Source organism: Oceanospirillum beijerinckii DSM 7166, assembly GCF_000422425.1.
In the GTDB taxonomy this organism is placed as follows: Bacteria; Pseudomonadota; Gammaproteobacteria; order Pseudomonadales; family Halomonadaceae; genus Oceanospirillum; species Oceanospirillum beijerinckii.
Genome location: NZ_AULT01000009.1, coordinates 108,910 through 130,555, shown reverse-complemented (window position 1 = coordinate 130,555; position 21,646 = coordinate 108,910). Strand labels below are relative to the sequence as shown.

Sequence of the window (21,646 nt, the reverse complement as noted above, 5' to 3'; positions counted from 1 at the left end):
AGCGAATCTCTAACAAGACTCCACCCGCGAGCACCTAGTGTGCTGTTAACCGCGCTGCTCGGTAAAAGCCTTGATGTTTTCGATAAAACGATCAAACAGAGGTGCCACATCACGTGGACCCGGGCTTGCTTCAGGGTGCCCCTGGAAGCTGAACGCTTTCTTATCAGTACGCTCAATACCCTGCAGAGAGCCATCAAACAGAGACTTGTGGGTCGCACGCAGATTAGCTGGCAGATTGCTTTCTTCTACCGCAAAACCGTGGTTCTGACTGGTGATCATTACCGTCTTGTCATCCAGGTTCTGAACCGGGTGATTGGCACCGTGATGACCAAACTTCATCTTCTCCGTCTTCGCACCAGAGGCCAGAGCCAGCAGCTGGTGACCCAGGCAGATACCAAAGACAGGGATATCAGTTTCCAGAATCTCTTTAATCGCCGCAATCGCGTAATCACATGGCTCTGGATCACCGGGGCCATTGGACAGGAAAACACCGTCCGGATTCAGCGCCAGCACCTCGCTGGCAGGCGTTTGCGCCGGTACGACGGTCAGCTGGCAACCGCGCTCAACCAGCATACGCAGAATGTTGTGCTTCACACCGTAATCATAGGCCACTACGTGGAATGGCAACTCGCTGTCATCACGGTGGATATAGCCTTCACCCAGCGCCCATGTGGACTGGTTCCAGCGGTATGACTGACGGGTAGTCACTTCTTTGGCCAGATCCATGCCTTTCAGGCCTGGGAATGCCTTAGCGGCTTCCAGAGCAGCATCTTCAGAGATATCGCTACCAGCAATGATAGCGCCACGCAGAGAACCCTTTTCACGCAGAATACGGGTTAAACGACGGGTATCGATATCAGCGATAGCAACGATGCCATTTTCCTTCAGGTAATCATCCAGAGATTTCTGGTTACGGAAGTTGCTGGCTAAAAGAGGAAGATCTCGGATAATCAGGCCGGATGCACAAACGTTTTCAGATTCAACGTCTTCGCTGTTAGTACCTGTATTACCGATATGGGGGTAAGTGAGGGTTACAATCTGTTTGGTATAAGATGGATCGGTCAGGATTTCCTGATATCCGGTCATCGATGTATTAAATACCACCTCGCCACTGGTGATGCCGTCGTTGCCAATAGCAACACCCTTAAAAACACTGCCGTCTTCTAGGGCCAATATGGCTGGTCTAGTCAAGTCAACCTCCTCCCGTCACGCGATTCTGAACTGAAAACTCTGGGCTATAGCTGCAAAAAAGCGAGATGAAACAATGTTTCATCTCGCTTTTTTATTATTCGGTGTGATTTTTGGCCTGTCAGTTGGCCACTAATCTGCAGTATTTTATGCAATTTACCCCGGAGATGTCCACGATTATCCGCAGACAAGGGGGAAATTAATCAAACACAGGCATTGCGGTTTATCTCAATTCAGCACCGACAAATAGCTACAGCATCGCTTATTGCCATACTGTAGCTCTTCTTCTGTTATCTATTTCAGAGACAACACATCCTGCATATCAAACAGGCCCACTTCTTTATCCGCCAACCAACTACAGGCACGTACCGCACCTTTCGCAAAGGTCATACGGCTAGACGCCTTATGGGTAATCTCGATACGCTCACCTTCGGTGGCAAACAGTACGGTATGATCACCCACCACATCACCGGCACGAATGGTTTCAAAACCGATCTCTTTCTGCGTACGCGGACCAATCTGACCTTCACGACCATAGACCGCACACTCTTTCAGATCACGCCCCAGCGCATCGGCTACCGCTTCACCCATACGGATCGCAGTACCGGAAGGGGAATCCACCTTATGACGGTGGTGCGCTTCGATGATCTCCACATCGTAGTCATCACCCAAGGTCTTCGCTGCCAACTCCAACAGCTTCAGCGTCACGTTAACACCGACACTCATATTAGGCGCAAACATAATCGCCACTTTGTCGGCATAGGATTCAAGCTCAGCCTTTTCAGCCTCATTCAGACCTGTCGTGCCAATAATGATCTGCTTCTTATGCTCCGCACAGAACGCCAGGTTCTTCAATGTCGTTTGTGGCGAGGTGAAATCGATCAGCACATCAAAGTCATCTTTGGCGTCAGCCAGGCCACCCACAATCGCCACACCCAGCTTGCCAACACCTGCCACTTCACCGGCATCTGCACCAATCAGGGAGCTATCCGGCTCAACAATGGCCGCGCCCAGAGTCACGCCTTCCGCCTGAGTCACTGCTTCGATATTGGTTTTGCCCATACGGCCTGCTGCGCCGATTACCGCCACTCTGATCACCATTCGTTACTTCCTTCAGTTTCTCTTGCTTCAGCAGGATTATTATCCGCATCGTCTACACTGGAAATCTGCTGATTCATATCCAGAGCAGGCTTTTCGCATTCCGGCCGCCCAACAATCTTTGCAGGCACACCGACCACAGTCGTGTGTGGCGGCACATTTTCCAACACAACAGAACCACCGCCCACTTTAGCGCCCGCACCAATCTCGATATTACCAAAGATTTTGGCACCTGCAGCGATCAATACACCCTCACGAATTTTCGGGTGACGATCTCCGCACTCTTTACCAGTACCACCCAGAGTCACGTTCTGCAGAATGGAGACATCGTCCTCAATGACGCAGGTTTCACCGACGACAATACCAGTAGCATGATCAAACATCACACCCTTACCGATCTTAGCCGCGGGGTGAATATCCACCTGAAACACCGAGCTGATGCGACTCTGAAGATAAAGCGCCATGGAACGACGACCATGACACCACATGCAGTGAGCCACCCGATAAGCCTGTAGGGCATGAAAGCCTTTCAGATACAACAACACCGTGGACAACTGGCTGATCGCCGGGTCCCGCTCACGCACTGCTATCAAGTCCTGACAGGTGGATTCGATAATTTGACAGTTACTATCAAGCGCCTCTTCAATCAACTCTCTCAGACTAACGGCTGGCATCACATCATCGGCCAGCTTAACCGCCAGAAGATAGGACAGCGCACTGGATAGATTGCTATGACCGATGATGGTCGAGTGAAAGTAACTGCCAAGAAAAGGCTCACGTTCTGCTTCCAGACGCGCCTCATCTTGAATCCCCTGCCACAGGGCAGATTTATCAATTGGGATAGGAGCCATACAACAACCCTTGCATTTGCTTCAGGTGAGTTAATTTTTTCTACTATCTGACACTAGCGGATCTCACTGCTCTATTCATGCTGATAAATAGAGATCGTCATGCCAGAAACAAAAACAGGAAGCGCCCAAAGCCTTTACCAAGCTCCGGGACCGCTTCCTGCAGTAAGACTAATTGTAACAATCAGCTCTTAAAGTCTTCAAAGAAGTTTTTCACTGAATCAAACCAGCCACTCTTTTTAGGTGAGTGTTTATGACTGGTATCTTCCATACTGTCCTGGAACTCCTGCAGTAGCTCCTTCTGACGAGAGGTCAGATTGACAGGTGTCTCGACCTGAACACGACACAAGAGATCACCTTGAGAACCACCACGCACAGGCTTCACACCCTTTCCACGCAGCCTGAACATCTTACCGGATTGGGTTTCCGCAGGAATCTTCAGTTTCACGCGACCATCCAGCGTCGGCACTTCCAGCTCACCACCCAGCGCCGCATCAACAAAAGACACAGGTACTTCACAATACAGGTCCTTGCCATCGCGTTCAAAGATCGCATGCTGACGTACGCTCACCTGCACATACAGATCACCGGTTGGTCCACCATTAACACCAGACTCACCCTCGCCAGACAGACGAATACGATCACCGGTATCCACACCCGGAGGAATCTTAACCGACAAGGTCTTCTGATCCTGTCTGCGACCTTCACCACGACAGGTACGACAAGGGTTTTTCACCTGAGTACCACGACCATGACAGGCCGGACAGGTCTGCTGCACAGAGAAGAAACCCTGCTGCATACGCACCTGACCATGACCACCACAGGTCGTACAGGTCACTGGATCAGATTTATCCGCAGAGCCTGTACCATCACAGGTATCACACTCCACCATGGTCGGCACCTTTATGCTAACCGTGGTGCCGTGGACCGCTTCTTCCAGATTCAGATCCAGGCGATATCTCAGATCAGAACCCCTTTGCGGTGCATTCGGATTATGCTGACGACCACCGCCGCCACCAAAGATATCGCCGAATACATCGCCAAAAATATCACCAAAACCACCAGCACCAGCGCCACCAAAGCCGCCACCACCGAATCCAGCCTGACCGTCAACTCCGGCATGACCGTACTGATCGTAGGCGGCCCGTTTTTCACTATCCGTCAGCACTTCATAGGCTGCGGTAGCTTCACGGAATTTTTCCGCGGCTTCTTCATCATCCGGGTTACGGTCCGGGTGGTACTTCATGGCCAGACGACGATAGGCTTTTTTGATCGCCTTCTCATCATCGCTCTTAGAGACACCCAGTACTTCGTAAAAATCGCGCTTTGACATTGCTAGCTAACCATCGATTTGGAAAGAAAATTCTGAATCAAGTTTTGCACAGACAAGAACGCGGGAGAGACTCCCGCGTTCTTGTATCATCCCTGCTAAGACGACTTATTTCTTGTCGTCTTTCACTTCTTCAAACTCAGCATCTACCACGTCGTCTGCTTTAGCAGAATCCTGCTTTGGCTGTTCACCTGCCGCGCCTGGACCAACCTGTTGCGCCTGCTCAGCGTACAGTTTCTGAGCCAGCTCACCAGAGGCTTCAGTCAGTGCGTTGGTTTTTGCTTTGATATCTTCGATATCGTCACCTTTCAGGGCTTCTTCCAAAGCACTGATTGCTGATTCAATCTTTTCCTTCTCTTCAGCAGATGCTTTATCGCCTGCTTCTTCTAGAGTTTTCTTAGTGGCGTGCAACATGCTGTCACCTTGGTTACGCACCTGCACCATCTCTTCAAACTTCTTATCTTCTTCTGCGTTCGCTTCCGCATCCGCCACCATTTGATCGATCTCTTCATCGCTCAGGCCAGAAGACGCTTTAATTACGATCGACTGCTCTTTGCCGGTCGCTTTGTCTTTCGCGGACACATTCAGAATACCGTTGGCATCGATATCGAACGTTACCTCAATCTGAGGCACGCCGCGTGGTGCTGGTGGAATATCCGCCAGATCGAAACGACCCAGAGACTTATTCTGCTGCGCTTGCTTACGCTCACCCTGTACCACATGAATGGTTACTGCAGTCTGGTTATCATCGGCCGTTGAGAACACCTGAGACTTCTTAGTAGGAATCGTGGTGTTCTTATCGATCAGTGGTGTTGCAACACCACCCATAGTCTCGATACCCAGCGTCAGAGGGCTTACGTCCAACAGCAGTACGTCTTTCACGTCACCCGCCAGTACACCACCCTGAATAGAAGCACCGATTGCTACCGCTTCGTCCGGGTTAACATCTTTACGCGGCTCTTTACCGAAGAACTCAGCAACCTTCTCCTGAACCATAGGCATACGGGTCTGACCACCCACCAGGATCACATCATCGATCTCGGAAGCAGACAGATCAGCATCTTTCAGTGCTGTCGCACACGGAGCCAGAGAGCGCTTAACCAACTCTTCAACCAGAGATTCCAGCTTGGCACGAGTCAACTTAACATTCAGGTGCTTAGGACCGGTCGCATCTGCTGTGATATACGGCAGGTTAACGTCAGTCTGTTGGCTGCTGGACAGTTCGATCTTCGCTTTCTCACCGGCTTCCTTAAGACGCTGCAGCGCCAGAGGATCGTTATGCAGATCGATACCGGATTCTTTCTTGAACTCATCTGCCAGGTAGTTAATCACCGCCAGGTCAAAGTCCTCACCACCCAGGAAGGTGTCACCGTTGGTCGCCAGTACTTCAAACTGGTGCTCGCCGTCTACTTCAGCGATCTCGATGATAGAGATATCGAAAGTACCACCACCCAGGTCATATACCGCTACAGTGCGGTCACCACGGGCCTTGTCCATGCCGTAGGCCAGCGCTGCTGCAGTTGGCTCGTTGATAATACGTTTTACGTCCAGACCTGCGATCTTACCCGCGTCTTTAGTGGCCTGACGCTGAGAATCGTTGAAGTAAGCCGGTACAGTGATTACTGCTTCAGTCACTGGCTCACCCAGGTAATCTTCAGCAGTTTTCTTCATTTTCTTCAGAACTTCTGCGGAAACCTGTGGCGGTGCTTTCTTATCGCCTTTTACTTCAACCCAGGCATCACCATTGTCTGCTTTAACGATCTTGTAAGGCACCATTTTGATGTCTTTCTGAACAACATCATCTTCAAAACGACGACCAATCAGACGCTTAACCGCAAACAGAGTATTATTAGGGTTGGTCACAGCCTGACGTTTTGCAGACTGACCAACCAGCGTTTCGTTATCATCAGTAAAAGCGATGATTGATGGGGTGGTGCGATCGCCTTCAGCGTTCTCAATCACCTTCGCCTTGTCACCATCCATTACTGCAACGCAAGAGTTGGTTGTTCCTAAATCGATACCGATAATGCGACCCATAACTATCTCCGACTTAAATCTTAAATTCTGTCAATATTCGCGACGTTGCTATATCTTTCGCCGCTTTTCTTTGCATTTAACTGCTATATAAGGCCTTTAGATTTTCTTTCAAGGCCTGAATCTGAATTTTTTACGCTTTTTTCAGCGCCTTCAGACAAGGACTTAGAAAGTAGCCTTAAGGTGCTTTAGCGACCATTACCATCGCAGGACGCACCAAACGACCGTTTAACAGATACCCTTTCTGCATCACAGCAATTACAGTGTTTGGCTCCACATCCGGGTTAGGCACCATCGACATCGCCTCATGGAACTGAGGGTCAAATGGTGTGCCGGTTGGATCGATCTGTTCAACGTTAAACTTACCCAGAGTGCTTATAAACATATTCAGGGTCATCTCAACCCCTTCTTTTACCGCATCGGCCACTTCGTGCTGATCAAAGGCAGCCAGAGCGTGTTCCAGGCTGTCGACAACAGGCAACAGCTCCTTAGAGAATTTCTCCAGAGCAAACTTATGAGCGTTCTCGACGTCCTTTTCCGCCCGACGACGTGCATTTTGAGCATCAGCGTGCGCGCGCAATGCCTGATCTTTTGCCTGATCTAACTGCTCTTGCAGTTCTGCCAGCTGGGCAGCAAAATCAACAACGGCATCACCATTGTCAGCATTCTGTTCCACATCAACCTGCTCGGTTTGTGCGTCCTGATTCAGTTCAGCCTGCTCGGTATTTTTCTGCTCTTCTGTTGTCATCGTGTTTGTATCTCTCGTGTAAGATCTGTTATCACCAGTTGCTTGGCTATATTGGGCTTGGGGATTTTTTTTCAACCCTTTTTCCAGCGGGGTAATAAAAAAATAAACCTTTGATTGTGACAGTCCGCAAAAATACTGTATAAATACACATATCAACCTAAGCCAAATATTCCCTTAGGTGCTTTGATTCTTAGGCATACCGGCAAGAGGAAGCCCCGATGCTGACCTATCTGGCGATTAATAACCTGGCGATTGTGGAACAGCTTGAGCTGGATCTACCCGCCGGCATGACAGTGATTACCGGTGAAACCGGTGCTGGTAAATCCATTATGCTTGACGCCCTGGGCCTGGCTTTGGGTGACCGGGCCGACGCAGACAGCGTACGCCACGGCACACCCAAGGCGGAGATTCACGCGCATTTTGACATCACCAAACTAGCCCAGGGCCAACGCTGGCTGAAAGAAAACGAGCTTGATGGCGAAGACAGCAGCGAGTGCATTCTACGCCGCGTGATTCACGCCAACGGTCGCTCGAAAGCTTGGATCAACGGCCAACCCTGTTCCGTGCAGCAACTGAAACAACTGGGTAGCTACCTGATCGATATTCACGGCCAGCATGAACATCAATCACTGCTGCGAAAGGACACACATCTGATCCTACTGGACGAGTTTGCTCATTTAGAGAAATCCGTACAAAAACAGAGCCAGATTTTCCGGGATTGGCAGAAGTGCCGCCGCCAGCTGGAACAACTGAAAAATCAGGACAGCGAACAGCAGGCCCGCCTGGAACTGCTACGTTATCAGGTCGAGGAACTGGAACAACTGGCGCTGGAAGATCAGGAACTACAGACACTGGAAGAGGAACAGCAAAAACTGGCCAATGCCGAAACCCTGATTGCCGAGGGGCAAGCGACACTTGAGTTGTGTGACGGCGATGATAACAGCGCCCGTCAGGTCCTGAACTACGCCTGCCAACGCCTAAGCCAGATCCCCACACAGGATGCCCGCCTGAACGAGATTAACCAACTGTTAAACGAAGCACTAATCCAGGTGGAAGAAGCCTCAAGAGAGCTGAATTACTTTGTCGATAGCTGTGAGCTGGACCCGGAACGGTTGCAGTTTGTTGAAGAACGTCTGTCCACAATCTACCAACTAGCACGCAAGCATCATATCCTGCCGGAAGAGTTGTATCAGCACAGTATTCAGCTGCGAGAGGAGCTGGATAGAATCGAAAGCGGGCCGCAAAATATCGACCTGATTGCCGAACAACTGGAAGGGCTAACTCAGATATTCCGCGAACAGGCTGCTCAAATCAGTCAGAAGCGCAGGGTTGCCGCCGACAAACTTAATCGCCAGATCAACAAGCAGCTGGCCCTGCTGGGAATGGGCAGTGCCCGTTTTGAAACCCGCGTCCAACCGACGGAGCAGTTCCAATCCACAGGACTGGATGATGTCGAGTTTATGATCAGTACTAATCCCGGCCAGCCTGCGAAACCCATGATAAAGATCGCCTCCGGCGGTGAGCTGTCGCGGATCAGTCTGGCCATCCAGGTAGTCACGGCCCAAACCTCAACTATACCAACCCTGGTATTTGACGAAGTAGGCGTAGGCATCAGTGGAGGCACGGCGGAAATTGTTGGCAAACTGCTACATGATCTGGCAAAAAGCGGGCAGATTCTATCGATTACTCACTTGCCTCAGGTAGCAGCCCAAGGTGACCAACACTTGCATATCCGCAAGTTCAGCACTAAAAACAGTACCAAATCCGAAATGCACTGGCTTGATGAAGATCAGCGGGTGACTGAACTGGCCCGCATGTTAGGTGGAGTAGATCTCACAGAACAGACTCTGGCCCACGCCCGCGAGATGCTCTTGGGCAGTCAGGTCGCTTAAGCCGCAAGCCCCTCTGAACAAACTATAAACAACGCCCCTGATACTACACTCGATACCAGGGGCATTGATAAGATGAACACGACAGTAACGGATTAACCTTCTTTCTTCCGTACATACAGCACCAGGGAGTGCTCAACCAGCTCAAAGCCATGTTCCTCAACAATCTTACGCTGCATATCTTCAATTTCAGGGCTGTAGAACTCAATCACTTCACCGCTGTCTACGCATACCATGTGATCGTGATGCTCTTCGCGGGCAATTTCAAATACCGCATGGCCACCATCGAAATTATGACGTTCAACCAAACCGGCAGATTCAAATTGCGTCAACACACGATACACAGTCGCCAGGCCAACATCTTCCCCTGCATCCAGCAGGGCCTTATAGACATCCTCTGCACTCATATGACGGGCTTCGGCGGCTTCCAGCAGCTGCAGGATTTTGATTCGGGGTAGAGTTACTTTTAAACCTACTTTTTTCAATTCTTGGTTTTGATCGGCCATGGTTTTATTGGTCTCGCTTCGCAGTCGGTACTTATTCCGGTATTATTCCAGACTTGCACAACATAGTGAAAGATATTCTCATATGCAAAGACTGATCATTTTAGTCATCTTTTCCTCATTCGTCACACTTTCTGGCTGTATTTTTCCCGGAATTTACAAACGGGAGCTACAACAGGGTCACGTAATGACAGAGGAGATGCTGTCACAGCTAAAACAAGGACTTACCCGTGAACAGGTTATTTATGTCATGGGTACGCCACTCTCCCCGGCGACCTTTAACAAAGAGCGCTGGGATTACACCTATTGGTCGAAAGATCCCAGAGATAATGTCACCGAGAAACGCGTTACCCTATTTTTCGATGGCGATATCCTGCGCTCTATTGAGCAATTTCCAAAACCCAAAGGCTGAGCGCCCCACACCTGCCTGGCCAGAGTAAGCACCGTTTTATCGATAAAGCAGTGCTTATTTTGTCCTTTTTACTGGCAGAGCCTCTGTCAATTAAGGGCCTGACAGGTAAAAGCCGGTCGTATCACAGCACGAAGGCTACTTTTCCTGCTTTGCGGCCCGGTTAGCACGGGCTTTTTTAGGGTCAGCAATCAGTGGACGATAGATTTCAACCCTATCGTTCTCTCTCAGCACGTGCTGTTCCGGCTGTTTGATGACTTTACCAAACACCCCCATCGGTGCCGAAGACAGATCAATCTCTGGAAAATGATCCGCAATGCCTGATTGACGGGCGGCTTCTACTATATGAGTACCTTCAGGTACAAAAATCTCAATGACCCGCTGTTCAGTAGCCAGCGCGTAGACCACTTCTACCCGAATTAACTTATCGTCCATAAACCTCATCTGCCCTATGACAAAACGCATCGACCATCGTATTAGCGGCCTGGTTAAATACACTTCCCAATGCCAACCCTAACATTTTACCGGCAAACTCAAATTCCAGAGTCAGCGATACCTTACAGGCTTCTTCAGATAGCGCGTCAAAACGCCACTCACCTTCCAGACGTTTAAAGGGGCCATTCACCAGCGCCAGCTCAATCTTATGAGGCTCATGTAATGTATTACGCGTTGTAAAGCTGTGCTTTATGCCCGCTTTGGCGACTTCCAGTTCACCCACCATATAAGTATCCGAAAACTCAATCAGACGGGCATTTGAGCACCAGGGCAAAAACTTCGGATAAGATTCGCAATCATTTACCAGGTCATACATCTGCTTGGCAGAATGCATAACCAGTGCAGTTCGGGTCACAGTTGTCATTGACGACACTCTCAGATCTTGATCAAGACAGGGAATACCCCAGTAAAAAACGAAATTGTAGCATGAAATTGATTTTTCACGTTTTTGTTGCATAGCCCTTTGGCAAACTTCGCTTTATAATGCGGGTATGGCTAAAAAACAGAAAAAAGCAAAAACCGAAGGCAGCACCATAGCGCTCAATAAACGCGCCCGCCACGAATATCATATTAATGATAAATTCGAGGCCGGTGTCGCTTTGGCTGGCTGGGAAGTTAAAAGTATTCGTGCAGGTAAGGCACAGATCACCGATGCCTATGTGATTATGCATCAGGGTGAGGTCTGGCTTATGGGCGCTCACTTTACGCCACTGATCAGCGCATCAACCCATATAATTGCTGATCCAACCCGTAATCGTAAGCTGCTGCTGCATAAAAAAGAGATCGCTAAGATTTTTGCCACCATCAATCAAAAAGGTCAGACCTGCGTACCATTAGCCCTGTACTGGAAAAAGAACAAGGTGAAATGTGAAATCGCTCTGGCTATCGGTAAGCAGCAGCATGACAAGCGCGCAACAGAGAAAGACCGTGATTGGGGACGTCAAAAGGCACGTATTGTTCGTGAGCATGCTGGATAAGGCTGGTAAAAGTCCTGTAAATCATTATAATTGCAGGATTATCTGGGGGTGACTTGGCTTCGACGCTGGTTTCGAACCCTGAGGTGCATGTCGAGAGGGTAACGTATCTCGTAAATCCCGCGTTACTACTAAATAGTCGCAAACGACGAAAACTACGCTCTAGCCGCTTAATGGCTGCCTTTGAAGGAAGTTGCCTGTAACTTCTGGACAAGGTTTATGAGCCCGCGAAACAGGCTCGCAGCAAAGTCCGCCTTAGACCGCGCTGCTAAATATTTTTAAGGCTCGCGTTTAACAATCTTGTTCGTTGGAGTGTTAAATGCTAAATCAAAAGACGAAACTAAGCATGTAGAGCCGATGGCAGAGGACTGACGGACGCGGGTTCAATTCCCGCCACCTCCACCACATTTAAAAACCAGCCAACCGGCTGGTTTTTTTATGCCCTTCGAAAAACAAAGACATTAAATGTCGCATTCCAAAAACAAAAACCAATCAAATGATTAATTATTTATATCACCAGCCATATGATGACGCCAGTCAGATGACTCACTCTTGATTAAACTAGTCGAGCTTTAACTTAATTTTGTTTTCAAATTAGCAGGATGCATCATTATGGATCGTCGTCAATTTTTAACCTCCAGCTCTCTTCTGCTGGGCGCAACCAGTTTTTCAGGCCTGTCCTGGGCAAACCTGAACTCATCAGATTCCGGCAATAGCCGTGTCAGTAACGCCCAATTCTCCGCATTAAATATTCCATCACCTATTGCCCATATTCAGGCCCCAGATGGACAAAACGTTGCGGTACCCATGCAAGCGCAGATTATTCGCCAATACAATGAGTCTGTTTACATCTGGTTTGAAACCGAAAGCCTGCTGCGTGTATACAGCCAAAACGGTGAAGCTCTGCCGCAAGTACAGCTGCCTACCTCCAGCCTGAGGGATTTTGCACTGGATAGCAGCGGTTATATCTACTTACTGGAATCAGGCAAACATGAAATCACCTGGATCAGTGCTCAAGGCGATATTCTGGGTACTATCGGTAGTTTTGGTCTTGATATGTCAGAACAGTTGAATGCCCCCCTTAGCCTGACAGTGGACAGCCAGGGTAACGTACACGTGCTCAATAGTGGTAGCCGCACCGTAAAGGTGTTTAGTACTCAAGGCGTTTTTCTGAATGAGTACGGCCAATCACGATGGTTCAATGAGCGTCAGCTACACAGTGTTGACGGTGAATCACTGATTACAGTGTCCGGTGGCGGCATGCAAAATAATCACTGGCAGTTCTCACTGGATGGCCAACTGGTTAGCAGCCAGTAGTTGTAGTACCGCGTAATACCCTCCCCCACGCTTGACGGCATATCATGTGCCGTCAGGGCCTCTGCAGTTTTGCTTCGGCGACTAGCGATAACTCTGCCAGATATCCTGATAGCGACCATTAAAACGGATCACTCTTAAGCCGCGATTAAAATCATCCACGATGGATTGAATATCTGACTGTTTGCGTGAGAAACATAGGTAATAAGGCTGGCTGCTGAATTCAAAATAACGAATTTTACGGCTATCGGAACCCATTGCCATACGATAAAGTACAATATCCCGATAGGAATAGATCGCATCAACCCGATTGGCACTCAGTAAACGTAATAACTGATCATCATCATTAGCTTCCACCGCCCTAATATCCCCGCAAGCTTTTAACTCACTATGAACGGCATAGCCTCTGACAGCGGCAATACTGTGTCCTTTTAAATCATCCAGGGAATCAACCGTTTTAAGCGAGCTGCCAGCGCTGACAAAAATGCCCTGGCTGTGTAAACCCAGCATATCGGAATAGATAAACATCTCTTCCCTTTCCGGACGATAGGCGCAACCACACAAAGCATCTGCCTCTCCTCGCTCGGTCATTTTTACAGTCCGTTTCCAGGGAAAGAAGGAGAAGCTCACCTCGCGCCCTGTTACAGCAAAAGCCTCCCGCACTACATCCAGGTCAATACCGGAGTGGGGTACTTCAGGCTTACGACTTTCTATTTTATAAGGAGGGAACATAGCACAGGCCATATTAACAGCCCGTTTCGGTTCTTCAGCCATCGCTGCATGACCAAACTGAGCCAAAGAGAATAAGAACCCCAACTTGCCAAACACTTTCATACAACCTCCCAGATCTGGATATATTCTGATTCACCTCCGTGAGAATCCACCAAAAATTACGATAAAAACTTCTGTCATCCGTTGGTTGCACGTACAGTACGGTTACGCCCCAGTGCTTTAGCTTGATACAAAGCTTCATCAGCAGCCTGATAGACCTTAATAAAATCCTGCCCGTGCTTTGGCGAAGCAGCGACACCAATAGAGATACTGCTGCCACCCGCTTGCGGAAAATGTCTGGCAACTTCAATCTCATAGGCCTTGCGAATCCACTCCGCTTTTTGATAGGCCACATCCGCATCGGCATTGGGTAGCAGAATCAAAAACTCCTCGCCGCCATACCGACAGACCAGATCATTGGTGCGGCATTCATCTATCATCACCCGAGCCAGAAGCTGCAGGATTTCATCTCCCAGTTGATGCCCTAGAGTGTCATTCACCTGTTTAAAGTGATCCACATCCACCATCAGAATACTGGCAGAACCACGCTGACTATCAGTAAAGGCCAACTCGGCGTGCTCTTCCAGAAAGCGCCGGTTATAGAGGCCTGTTAAGGCATCATGAGTTGCCTGAATATGCAGCTCATCTTTTAAACGCCCAATCTCTTCCAGCTGCTGCTCCAGACATTTGTTCGACTCTCGCAGCTCATTTTCCAACCGTTTCTGCTCTGTGATATCCGTAGAGATACCAATATATCGCTCAACATCTCCCTGATCAGAGCAGAGAGGAATCTTAACCGTCCAGTAGTAGCGCACTTCATCTTCCAATTGAAACGTTTCCAGGCAGTCGATACGCTGACCCGATTCAAACACCTGGACATCGGTACGGTCAAACTCAGCGGCCTGCTCTTCACCCAGCAATTCAAGATTGTTCAGACCTACCACCTCAGCGCTGTTTCTCTGGAATAGTTCTTCAGTTTTCTTGTTGATATAACGGAAGCAACAATTACGGTCTTTAATAAAAATATACGCACCCACATTATCCAGAATGGTGCTCAATTGCTGTTCACTCTCAAACAGCTGCTGCTGTGTGCGTTTCAGCTCAGTAATATCCGTTGAGATACCAAATAGACCTGTAATCTGACCGCTATCATCGAACAAGGGCTTTTTTACCGTCAGGTAATGCCGGTATTCATTGAGATGAGGAATAAAATTCACCTCCTCCCTCTCAATCACCTGTCCCTGCTCAATAACAAAATGATCACTTTCCCTGATCAGGCGAAGACCGCTTTCTTCTCCAAAAAAAGCCCTGTCATTGCGCCCGATAATCTGCTCCGGCAACGCAGAGAAGAGTTCACAGACCTGACGGTTTACAAAGCTATAGTTGTACTGTGTATCCTTGCAGTAGACATAAGCACCCAGATTATCCAGCAGACTAAATAGATTGTGCAGTTGCTCTTTTGATGGCGCTGCTTTGGTAATTGAGGCAGCCAGATACTCACAGCCATCCTCTTCAACTTTGGACAAATATAGCTGGAATAGCGTCTGCTGATGGAAAAACACAGAATCATGGGCCTTATCCGCCTGTTTCAATACTGGTAACAGGGTGTTATGCCATAGCTTACTGTGATTCAGAGAGTCCAGGTTTTCACACAGTAACAGGCAAGCCTCCTGATTCAGCAGTACGGGCTGCCAATCATTCAGATCAACCACCAGATAGGCTTGTCTTAACTGACTTAATACTGAGCATATGCTCATCAAACACTCTCCATCGTCCATCCGGGACGTATATCCATCACGCTATCTCTTTAATAGCCGGTTTTATAGAGAAAACCTGTCCCATAAGGAATCATAACGGTTCACTCATAATCTATGGCAGGAATAATCGAGATTGATGACTCAAAACTGAAAGGATTACACATTGTTACATAATTACCAAAGAACTGTTTGAGTATAGATCATTGCGCAACAAGGAGTACGAGTACAACGGCAGTAGTATTGCTAGCAATATACTGCTTTAAGCTGACGGTTGTGTTGCAGAGAAAAAGATCCATTGCACACCAGCCTGCAACATAAAAGAGGTATTATAAATAAGAGTTATACAATAAAACCAGAGATTTAGTTTGTTTGCTCTATCAGAATTTCTGACTTAACCGTTTCCTGACTGCGTCAGTAGCAACGACGGCAGTAGCCGATTAGACACCCCCTCGGCCGCAAAGGGCGCTTCTTGCAACAGCAATGGTGTCACCCTATGCTTCGGCATTGGATGAGCATACATAAAGCCTTGCAGCAGCTCGACACCCAGAATCTGTAAACTGCGGGCTTGAAACGAATATTCAATACCTTCCGCAATCACCTGCATATTCAGCTCCTGGGCCAGGTTGATAATCGCCTCCAACAACGGTTTGGCGGCCGACTCTCCTCCCAGGCTCTTTATAAATACCTGATCGATCTTCAGCACGTCAAAGGGGTAACGCCGGATAAAGTCGAGCCCTGAATAGCCCGTGCCAAAATCATCAACCGCTAAACGGATGCCCAACGCCTTCAATGCTTTAAACTGATACAGGACCTGCTTCAACTCATGTTCAGAAAAAACATTATCCTCTGTAATCTCCAACAACAGATGAGAAGGCAAATGAGGGGTAACTTTGCATCGCTGCTTGATTTGGCTGGCCAAATCCTGCTGCAATAGATGTACACGGCTGATATTGATCGAGATGTAACGCCCGGAAAAAAGCTCCGGCTGATGGGAGAGCCAATGGCAAACATCATCCAATACAAAATCTGTCAGCGGCACAATCAGGTCCAGCTGCTCAGCCAAAGGAATAAAGACCCCAGGAGAGATAAACCCTTCTTCCGGGTGTTGCCAGCGCAGCAAAGCTTCCAGCCCTACAACCTCGCCCGTATTCTGATTAACGATGGGCTGGTAATACACCTCCAGCTCTTTTTTCTTTATCGCTCTTTGCAGCGCATTCGGCAGTGAGTTCCGGCTTAGCCGACGCAATCGGGCAGCAAAATAAGCCAACCCCAACATGCTGCCCAACAACAGCCCCAACCAAGCATGTTTAAGCAAATATTGGACAAGTAATTCATCGGTAATACACAAGCGTAGTGTTAGAGGATAACCCGGTAATTTAAACAGGAAAGAGTCAACAACTGCGACCGGCTCAGCGACTTTATCAGGGTTCAGACTGCGCCCGATAACCTGAATATCCAAAGAGAGATCACGAAAGCGCAACTCCTGATTCACCAGATCTATAAAAGTCTGTGGCCTGAGTAACGCATCGGCTCCCATACCGGCTTCATTGCGGTAATAGATAAATAAGGACTGGGCCTGGCTGATCTTAGACTTAGTCAACGACAGAGTGGTGCCGCTCAAAGAGTCAATCAGGCGCTGACGGGTGTGTTTAAAAAGCCGGAATTCAACCTCACCCTGGTTACTGACACAATAGATCGCAAAGTTCTGATCAAACAACCCTATCTCTTTAATGCGCTCCATTAAAAAGACCTGCCGCCGTAACCCTGTCACCGTATCGGGGGAGCAGTCTGGCTGTTGCTGCGTAACCTGGGCCAGCGTTTGATTGGTATAAGCAATAAACTGACCTAACCGCCCCAGAGCCCGCTCACCATCCTGCTGCACCTGATAACTCAACCAAGCGACCAGTATCAGACTGGCAGTCACCATGGAACACAGATACAGCGCCATAAGAGGAAACATCAAAGGATGCTGACCGGATAACAGCCGGAAACGCTGGCAAAGCTGTCCGAATACTCGGGCGGGCAATGGCGGCATTACAGATGCGCCCTCTTATGTCTTATTAACAGAATGTTACGTAAATCTAACATTGCTTAGCGAAAAATTCACCCGTAATTTTTCCCTGGAACGCTAAACGCTTATTTTCTCTGACCTTGGCTTCAATACGCATCACTTTAATTACATATTGAAGCCGTAACGACAGCCTTCTCTGTAACAGCTATCTACTGAGGTAAAGCAATAGACAGGTAAGTATCGAACTCACTGACAAAGTCCACAGCAATGCAGGCATGTACCCTACCTTGTTTATCATTAAACACCGCCCGTTCTGCCAGAGGAAACAGTGGCTGATGCCAGATACCCGGATGAATTTTGATACCAAAACTGCCATCACAATAAAAAGCAATAAAATCTTCCGGTTTGACATCATCACCCGGTAACGCCAATAGTGCGATAAAAGGCGTACGCTCCTGTGGATAGAAGATCTGAGATCCATCGGGATGATAATTGGCCTCTCGGACATAGATCTGGCGTCGGCCACCATAGGCTTGATCCTTATCTTGATAGCGGGCATCAAAGCTGGCTTTAGCAGGATCAGCAAACCAACCGCTAACATAGTGACCATCGACCGCATGGTTACGGGCCACGGCCATATCCCCTTCCCAGGTAAAGATAAACTCGCCTTCGGTGATACCTCCTTCGTTACCCGTGCCTTCAACCACCTCGCGCCAACCCGGTTTTGGCCAGGTCACAATATCCACTTCGGCCTGATCAAAGTCCGCCACAATGTCACCAAAACCCGCTTCAACAAAGGTTTCCTGATTAGCCGTTATCATGGGGACGTGATGCACCTTAATGAGATCTGGGTTTAGTGAAACCAGCCCGGACATAGGCACGGTTGAAGAAGGTATAACCTGACCGTCGTCACCGGTTTTGCGCACCATCGAAAAAGTACCGCTAAGATTCAGGCCATTCCCGGCAGTACACGCTTGATGTACAGTAAAACCAAACGCCTCAGATACCGCTAACAACGACTGATCCAGAATCGCCAACGCCTGATCCAGCTCTTCACGACTAATAATCAAAGGTGGCGACAACTGCAGCACATTGCCTTGAGAAACCTTATAGGACAGACCACGACTCAGACACTGATACATAACAGCTTCCGCCGCCTCGCTGGCCCGCTTTTTACTGATTCGATCTTCTACCAGCTCTATTCCCCACAGCAGCCCCATGCCCCGCACATCACCAATCAGTTCATATTTCTGCTCCAGCTTAATCAGTGCCTGACGCATATAGGCTTCATCCCGCTGCACTTTTTCCAGCAGCGCTTCCTGCTCAAGCACCTCAATGGTGGCCAGTGCTGCTGCCGCACCCAGTGGGCTTTTTTCATGGGTATAGTGTCCCAGAGAGACCTCTTCGGCGATATTAAACTGATCCCGTGTCACCATCGCCGCAAACGGCACGATCCCTCCGCCCAGGCCTTTGCCCAAACAGAGAATATCCGGCTCAATACCGTAGTGCTCAAAAGCGAACATTTTACCGAGACGACCCAACGCAATGGGGATCTCATCCAGAATCAACAGCACATTATGACGATCACAGATCTCACGCACCCGTTGCCAATACGCCTTAGATGGAAACTGGGCATCGGTATTACGCACCGTTTCAGCGATAAAAGCCCCGATCTCAGGGTCACGCTCCAGCACATACTCCAGATAGTCCGCATAGGCCAGGTCATCGTATTCTTTAGTGCTCTCCAGCTGCCCTTGATTACCGGGTTTTTCCTTAGTCCAGATGCCACGATAGCGGGTAGCGGGTGGAATCCGTTCTACACCTGGCAACAGTGGCCCTAACCCCTGCTGAAAAGAGTGGGTACCGGCGACCGCAATCGCATCCATGGACGCACCATGGAAAGAATCCCAGAGCGATACCACCTTATGACGTCCCGTTACGATACGCGCCAGCTTCAGCGCCATACCCACAACTGAGGTGCCGCCTGGCGCAAACAGCACACGGTTCAGATCCCCCGGCATCAGCTCAGCCAGCTTTTTCGCACAGTTTACAGCCACCTGATTGGTATAACGGCGGGTACAAAAGGGTAGCTCATCCAGCTGCTGCTTCAGAGCGGTGTTAATATGGGGGTGATTAAAACCCACCTGATGCACGTTGTTGCCATGGAAATCCATATAACGGCAGCCCTGATTATCCTGCAGCCAGATACCTTCTGCTTTCTCCAATACGTTTAAACAAGGCGTCGACATCGCCTGATGCAGAAAATAACGGCTATCATCATTCAGTATCTGCCTGCTGTTATCATTCAGATACTCCGCCTGCCAGCGCTGACGGCGTTCGCCCAGATTAATATCGCCTTCTTTTTTCAGTAGCTGCTCAGCCATGTTGCCGCCTCTTGTCATCCCAGCCAGATGCGTATGGATCGTTAGCCGGGTAATTCATCGATTGGATTGCTCATTAATTTGATGGCTAGCCGTTCTGCACAAGCTCAAGTGAAGTGCCAGATCGAAACCATCAGATGACACTAGGATGACAGCTCAACACTTAACTTTTAGTGAATCTTAAGTGAATTTAGCTTAGCTTAATGGAATAATATTAGTCTGATGACCTCATACTCCAACAGAAGCAGAGACGTATCAGCGCGACCGATAAAACAACGCTTAGCAAACACCAAGAACATCTCCCAGGAAAAATACGTCAGGAAAGATCTATGCCGCTCTCAATGAATCAACTCAGGGCTTTCTATTGGGTGGCTAAAAGCCAATCTCTAAGCAAGGCGGCGAATCAGCTTCAGGTATCTCAACCCAGCCTGAGCAAACAACTCCAGCGGCTGGAACAACACTATCAGATCACCCTGTTTAACCGGGGGCGTCATGGTATGACCCTTACTTCAGACGGTCAGGCACTCTATGATCAGGTCCGCGGCTTAGGGCAGATTGAGCACAAAGCGGAAGCCCTGCTTAACCAGGTTCAAGGGAGACAGCGCCAGGTACTACGCGTAGGTATCGGCTCGGCACAGGTAATGATGCCCGTGATTGGCGCTTTCCATCATCAATACCCGGATACTGAGCTGGATGTGATCGTGGCAGGTTCTGAGGACTTACAGCACAAACTACTGGAACGGGAGTTTGATATCGGCATCCTGCATACGGAACAGGAGTTCCCTGAGTTTCGCCGTTTGGATCTGATGCCACAAAGCCTGGAGCTGGTTCTTCCGATAGACCATAGACTCCTGCAGAGACCGCTAAACACTCTCCAGGACCTGTTAAATGAGCGGTTTATCTTCCGGGCTGACGGCTCTAAAACCCAGAGTTTGGTCAATAAGTGGCTTTGGCAGCAAGGTATTACCCTGGAGCCCTTACTCAGCTTTAACTCACAGGAAAGCCAGCGCGAAGCCGTGGCTGCAGGCATGGGCATCGCCTTTGTTTTTCAGGGTGAAACACCGCCGGATAGCCGCTTAACCACGCTGTCACTGTCTCACCTGCAACCACCGAGCCTGTGCCAATCCGTGATCTGGTCAAAAGCTGTAAGTGAGCAGGCAGTAATTCAGCAGTTTGTGCAGTTTATGATTCATCATTATCAGCAACAGCACCATTAAAGAGCCGCTCAACTGCTGAGCCAGCCTGAACATCCGTTAGCAACATAAGCCAGCATGATGCTGCAAAGATGCTCTGGTATCCTCAGGCAACAAGACATCTGAAGACGAATTCCCATGTTGGTAAAGGATTTACCAAGCATTACGCCACTTTTTTTGTTAATTTATCGTTCAAAGAATAAAAAGGCAGCGTTATGAAACGAGTATTGGTTGTGGATGATATTCCTTCCAACCGGAAGATTGCCACTGTCATTCTGGCAAAGTTCGGGTGGCAAACGGCTGAAGAGCCTGGCGGTATAGAAACCCTGGCCCGGCAAGACCTGGCAGAATTCAGTCATGTTCTGCTGGATATTAATATGCCGGAGATGGACGGTATTCAGGTCTGCCATCGCCTGCGCGCGCAGGAAGAGCTCAAACATCTGAAGATTATTGCCTACACCGCCCATGCCATGGAACAGGAAAAGTCTCAGATCATGTCCGAAGGCTTCGACGACATTATCATTAAACCCATCTCTGTCGACAGCTTACTGGCCGCATTAAATAATGCTTAGCCCTGTTCACAAGGGCTAAACACTATAATTCAGACAGCCTGTGATCTAGCTGCAATCGCTATCACTCGGACAATAAAAGCGATGACTCCGGCACTGATACTTCACCTAAACGATCAACACCTCACACTTTA

Annotated in this window: 19 protein-coding genes and 1 other RNA gene; 7 read left to right on the top strand and 13 right to left on the bottom strand. The window is 48.9% G+C overall.

From position 1 onward, the window contains the following. Positions 1 to 45 precede the first annotated feature (45 nt). From carA to grpE, 6 genes are all read right to left on the bottom strand, one after another. Positions 46 to 1,191: a glutamine-hydrolyzing carbamoyl-phosphate synthase small subunit gene (carA, locus tag H579_RS0103860; protein WP_028299589.1), complete on the bottom strand. Its 1,146-nt coding sequence runs from the start codon at positions 1,189 to 1,191 to the stop codon at positions 46 to 48. A gap of 291 nt (positions 1,192 to 1,482) precedes the next feature. Next, positions 1,483 to 2,286: a 4-hydroxy-tetrahydrodipicolinate reductase gene (gene dapB / locus H579_RS0103855; protein WP_211224663.1), complete on the bottom strand. Its 804-nt coding sequence runs from the start codon at positions 2,284 to 2,286 to the stop codon at positions 1,483 to 1,485. Continuing rightward, positions 2,283 to 3,137: a serine O-acetyltransferase gene (gene cysE, locus H579_RS24115; protein ID WP_051227281.1), complete on the bottom strand. Its 855-nt coding sequence runs from the start codon at positions 3,135 to 3,137 to the stop codon at positions 2,283 to 2,285. The genes dapB and cysE overlap by 4 nt, the downstream gene beginning before the upstream one ends. A 181-nt stretch (positions 3,138 to 3,318) precedes the next feature. Continuing rightward, positions 3,319 to 4,467: a molecular chaperone DnaJ gene (gene dnaJ, locus H579_RS0103845; protein WP_028299587.1), complete on the bottom strand. Its 1,149-nt coding sequence runs from the start codon at positions 4,465 to 4,467 to the stop codon at positions 3,319 to 3,321. 105 nt (positions 4,468 to 4,572) lie between these two features. After that, a complete protein-coding gene (gene dnaK, locus H579_RS0103840; protein ID WP_028299586.1) occupies positions 4,573 to 6,501 on the bottom strand; it encodes a molecular chaperone DnaK in 1,929 nt (642 codons plus the stop codon). A 175-nt stretch (positions 6,502 to 6,676) separates the two neighbouring features. Then, positions 6,677 to 7,246: a nucleotide exchange factor GrpE gene (gene grpE, locus H579_RS0103835; RefSeq protein WP_028299585.1), complete on the bottom strand. Its 570-nt coding sequence runs from the start codon at positions 7,244 to 7,246 to the stop codon at positions 6,677 to 6,679. Between the two features lie 218 nt (positions 7,247 to 7,464). On the opposite strand from grpE, the gene recN reads away from it, so the two are divergent. Then, on the top strand, positions 7,465 to 9,138 hold the full coding sequence (gene recN / locus H579_RS0103830; RefSeq protein ID WP_028299584.1) for a DNA repair protein RecN: 1,674 nt from the start codon (positions 7,465 to 7,467) through the stop codon (positions 9,136 to 9,138). Between the two features lie 92 nt (positions 9,139 to 9,230). On the opposite strand, the gene fur is transcribed toward recN, so the two are convergent. Then, positions 9,231 to 9,641, bottom strand: a complete 411-nt coding sequence (fur, locus tag H579_RS0103825) for a ferric iron uptake transcriptional regulator (protein WP_028299583.1) — start codon at positions 9,639 to 9,641, stop codon at positions 9,231 to 9,233. A 184-nt stretch (positions 9,642 to 9,825) separates the two neighbouring features. Here fur and H579_RS0103820 point away from each other — a divergent pair, with 184 nt between their 5' ends. Beyond that, positions 9,826 to 10,050, top strand: a complete 225-nt coding sequence (locus tag H579_RS0103820) for an outer membrane protein assembly factor BamE (protein WP_051227280.1) — start codon at positions 9,826 to 9,828, stop codon at positions 10,048 to 10,050. Between the two features lie 135 nt (positions 10,051 to 10,185). Here H579_RS0103820 and H579_RS0103815 read toward each other — a convergent pair whose 3' ends face one another. After that, a complete protein-coding gene (locus tag H579_RS0103815) occupies positions 10,186 to 10,482 on the bottom strand; it encodes an RnfH family protein (RefSeq protein ID WP_028299581.1) in 297 nt (98 codons plus the stop codon). After that, positions 10,472 to 10,906: a type II toxin-antitoxin system RatA family toxin gene (locus H579_RS0103810; protein WP_028299580.1), complete on the bottom strand. Its 435-nt coding sequence runs from the start codon at positions 10,904 to 10,906 to the stop codon at positions 10,472 to 10,474. The genes H579_RS0103815 and H579_RS0103810 overlap by 11 nt, the downstream gene beginning before the upstream one ends. 127 nt (positions 10,907 to 11,033) lie before the next feature. Here H579_RS0103810 and smpB point away from each other — a divergent pair, with 127 nt between their 5' ends. From smpB to H579_RS0103800, 3 genes are all read left to right on the top strand, one after another. Further along, positions 11,034 to 11,519 carry an SsrA-binding protein SmpB gene (gene smpB / locus H579_RS0103805; RefSeq protein WP_028299579.1) on the top strand — a complete coding sequence of 162 codons (486 nt, stop codon included), beginning with the start codon at positions 11,034 to 11,036 and terminating at the stop codon, positions 11,517 to 11,519. A gap of 44 nt (positions 11,520 to 11,563) precedes the next feature. Then, positions 11,564 to 11,921, top strand: a transfer-messenger RNA (tmRNA) gene (gene ssrA, locus H579_RS28430). Positions 11,922 to 12,128: 207 nt separating this feature from the next. Beyond that, positions 12,129 to 12,833: an NHL repeat-containing protein gene (locus tag H579_RS0103800; RefSeq protein WP_028299578.1), complete on the top strand. Its 705-nt coding sequence runs from the start codon at positions 12,129 to 12,131 to the stop codon at positions 12,831 to 12,833. A gap of 81 nt (positions 12,834 to 12,914) precedes the next feature. Here H579_RS0103800 and H579_RS0103795 read toward each other — a convergent pair whose 3' ends face one another. The 4 genes from H579_RS0103795 to H579_RS29385 form a co-directional block, all read right to left on the bottom strand. Next, complete coding sequence (locus tag H579_RS0103795) at positions 12,915 to 13,664, bottom strand: substrate-binding periplasmic protein (RefSeq protein WP_028299577.1); 750 nt, start codon at positions 13,662 to 13,664, stop codon at positions 12,915 to 12,917. Positions 13,665 to 13,738: 74 nt separating this feature from the next. Beyond that, positions 13,739 to 15,358, bottom strand: coding sequence for a sensor domain-containing diguanylate cyclase (locus H579_RS0103790; RefSeq protein ID WP_028299576.1), 1,620 nt, complete (start codon positions 15,356 to 15,358; stop codon positions 13,739 to 13,741). Positions 15,359 to 15,749: 391 nt separating this feature from the next. Beyond that, positions 15,750 to 17,393, bottom strand: coding sequence for an EAL domain-containing protein (locus tag H579_RS0103785; protein WP_084623900.1), 1,644 nt, complete (start codon positions 17,391 to 17,393; stop codon positions 15,750 to 15,752). A gap of 185 nt (positions 17,394 to 17,578) precedes the next feature. Continuing rightward, the gene (locus H579_RS29385; protein ID WP_211224662.1) at positions 17,579 to 19,753 is read right to left on the bottom strand and encodes an aspartate aminotransferase family protein; all 2,175 of its coding nucleotides are present in this window, start codon (positions 19,751 to 19,753) and stop codon (positions 17,579 to 17,581) included. Between the two features lie 326 nt (positions 19,754 to 20,079). Between H579_RS29385 and H579_RS0103775 the strand changes: the two genes are divergently transcribed. Together H579_RS0103775 and H579_RS0103770 are read left to right on the top strand one after the other, a co-directional pair. Beyond that, positions 20,080 to 20,967 (top strand): LysR family transcriptional regulator, encoded by an 888-nt coding sequence (locus H579_RS0103775; protein ID WP_084623896.1) that lies wholly within the window; start codon positions 20,080 to 20,082, stop codon positions 20,965 to 20,967. A gap of 191 nt (positions 20,968 to 21,158) precedes the next feature. Beyond that, complete coding sequence (locus H579_RS0103770) at positions 21,159 to 21,515, top strand: response regulator (RefSeq protein WP_028299573.1); 357 nt, start codon at positions 21,159 to 21,161, stop codon at positions 21,513 to 21,515. Positions 21,516 to 21,646: the final 131 nt, after the last annotated feature.